1 protein-coding gene is annotated in these 2,222 nt (G+C 74.7%); it reads right to left on the bottom strand.

The window, feature by feature from the left end:
- Positions 1–2,222: non-ribosomal peptide synthetase (locus NON22_RS23360; RefSeq protein ID WP_257389387.1), on the bottom strand; the 2,222-nt coding region annotated here is incomplete at both ends.

The following is a 2,222-nucleotide window of genomic DNA, read 5'->3' as shown; positions in this document are numbered from 1 at the left end:
GCACGGCGACGCCGTCGGCAGCGGCCTGGCCGAGCAGCCACTCGGCCAGTTCGCCGGCGGGATCCGAAGCGGCGCGCGGCGTGCCCGGCGCGTGGGCGTCGAGCAGGACCAGCGCGGCGACCTGCTCGCCCTGCGCCTGCAGCTGCCGCGCCATCTCGAACGCGACGGTGCCGCCGTAGGAATGACCGATCAGCCGGTACGGCCCGCGCGGCCGGATCCCGCGCAACGCCGCGATGTTGGCCGTCGCGGCCTGCTCGACGCTGTGCGCCGGTGCCGCGCCGTCGAGTCCGAGGCTCTGCAGTCCGTGAAACGCCTGGCGCGGTCCGAACGCGCGCGCGAGGCCGCGCAGGGACAGCACGTTGCCGCCGGCGCCCGGCACGGCGAACAGCGCCGTGGCCGCGTCGCCGGGCTGGATCGTCACGAGGATCGGCGAGGCCGCGCCGGCTGTGCCGGCCAGATGCTCGGCGAACGCGCGGATCGTCGGCGCGGCGAACAGGGACGCGAGCGGCAGCCGTCGGCCGAAGCGTTCGGTCGTGCGCGCGAGCAGCCGCACCGCGAGCAGCGAATGGCCGCCGAGATCGAAGAAGTCGTCCTCGATGCCGATCGCCGCGGCCGGACGTTGCAGCACCTCGGCCCAGAGTTCGACGAGCTCGCGTTCGGCCGGCGTGCGCGGCGCGCGCCGCGGCGCGGTGGCATCCTCGCTCGGCACGGCCAGGCGCTGCAGCGCCTGCCGGTCCACCTTGCCGCTCGGCGTCTGCGGAATCGCCGCGAGACCGACGAAGGCCGCCGGAATCATGTACGGCGGCAGACTGTGCCGCAGGTGCTCGCGCAGCGCGTCGGCCGGGACCGTCGTGCCGCCGGTGGCACGGTACCAGGCGACCAGCCGGCGGTTGGCCTGCTCGCCGTGCGCGAGCACGACGCTCGCTTCGATCTGCGGATGAGCGTCGAGGCGCGCCTCGATCTCGCCGAGCTCTATGCGGTAGCCGCGGACCTTGACCTGCGCGTCGGCGCGGCCGAGGTAGTCCAGCTCGCCGTCCTCACGCCAGCGCGCGAGATCGCCCGAGCGGTACATGCGCGCGCCCGGCACGAACGGATCGGCGATGAACCGCTCCGCGGTCAGCGCGTCGCGGCCGAGGTAGCCGCGCGCGACGCCGGCGCCGGCGATGTACAGCTCGCCCGGCAGGCCCGGCGCCTGCAGCCGCTGCCGCGGATCGAGCACGTAGAGGCGCGTGTCGGCGATCGGCCGGCCGATCGGCACGTCGCCCTCGCCCGCCTCGCCGGGCCGGACCTCGCGGATGCTGCAGCCGACCACGGTCTCGGTCGGCCCGTATTCGTTGACGATGCGCGCGCCCGGCGCGACGGCCTGCCAGATCCGCGCGCCGGACCAGGACATGGCTTCGCCGCCGACGACGAAGCAGCCGACGTCGCAGCGCACGCCGTCGGCCGCGAGACGCTGTCCGAGCTCGCGCCAATGCACCGGCGTGATCTTCACGACATCGATGCGCCGGCCGCTGCGCAGCAGCGTCTCGAGCCCATCCAGTTCATCGCCGGCGCGCAGCAGCACCGCGCGGCCGCCGGTCAGCAGCGGCAGGTAGAGGCTCGTCACCGTGGCGTCGAACGCGAGCGGCGACGAGACGATCGCCGTGCACGGCTCCTCGTGCGCATAGCAGCGCACGGCCCAGCGCAGGTAATGGCTCAGGCTCGCGTGCTCGATCATCACGCCCTTGGGCTGGCCGGTCGAACCCGAGGTATAGATCACGTAGGCCAGCTGCCGCGGCGACACGGCCACGTCCGGATCGTGCGCCGGCTGCGACGCGACCGACGCATGGTCGAGCGCGAGCACGGCGACCGACTGCGCCCTCGCCTGCTGCACGACGGCTGCGCCGTCCCGCGCCGACTCCACGAGCAGCACGCGCGGCGCGCTGTCGCGCAGCACATAGGCGAGCCGCGCCGCCGGATAGTCCGGATCCAGCGGCACATAGGCGGCGCCGGCCTTGAGCACGCCGAGCACGGCGGCGACCAGCGCGACACTGCGTTCGAGGCACAGCGCGACGCGGTCGTCGGCGACGACGCCGAGTCCGCGCAGCGCGTGCGCGATGCGGTTGGCCTGCCGGTCGAGTTCGGCGTAGGTGACTTCCCGGTTTCCGTACTCGAGCGCGACGGCCTGCGGCCGCGCCGCCGCCTGCGCGGCGAACCAGCGGTGCGCCGGCAGCGGCGCTGCG

The organism is Tahibacter caeni, assembly GCF_024609805.1.
In the GTDB taxonomy this organism is placed as follows: Bacteria; Pseudomonadota; Gammaproteobacteria; order Xanthomonadales; family Rhodanobacteraceae; genus Tahibacter; species Tahibacter caeni.
The sequence above is the reverse complement of the archived record's forward strand: the minus strand, read 5'-3'. Positions and strand labels throughout refer to the sequence as shown.